General features: G+C 45.5%; 1 protein-coding gene. It reads left to right on the forward strand.

Annotated features, from left to right (window positions below):
* The coding region (locus R7Z77_RS28590) for a GGDEF domain-containing protein (protein ID WP_318137465.1) at positions 1 to 512 on the forward strand (512 nt) is incomplete at both ends.

Here is a 512-nt window from a genome sequence, read left to right on the forward strand (position 1 = left end):
AGAGAGAACAGGCCCTGCAAGAGCGTTTAAGCTACAGCAAAAATCAGCTTGAAGCGGTGTTTGAAACCACACAAGATTACCGCCGCCGCTTAGACGACCAGACACAGCGAATGTTGCTTGATCCACTCACGAAGGTTTACAACCGAACAGCATTTAACGATCGTCTTGAGCTCGAATACCGTCGTTGGATTCGCTCTCAACAAAATCTACGAGTGGTACTGTTTGATGTCGATAACTTCAAAGCCGTAAACGACAGTTATGGTTATACCGCTGGTGATAAAGCGCTGAAGATCATCGCTCGAGCCATCAATAAGCGCGTGTCTGATACCGAAACCGTCGCTCGCTTTGGCGGTGAAGAGTTTATTCTGCTGATTCCAGAACAAAGTGAAGAATACACATTAGAACTGATGAAAAATATTCAGCGCGATATCTGTCAGCTGCCGTTTAAGTTCCGCGAGCAAAACATCATCATTACTCTGACAGCCGTCTCTACTTCATTTAAGGAATCAGAC

This window comes from Vibrio sp. 1401 (assembly GCF_033340295.1).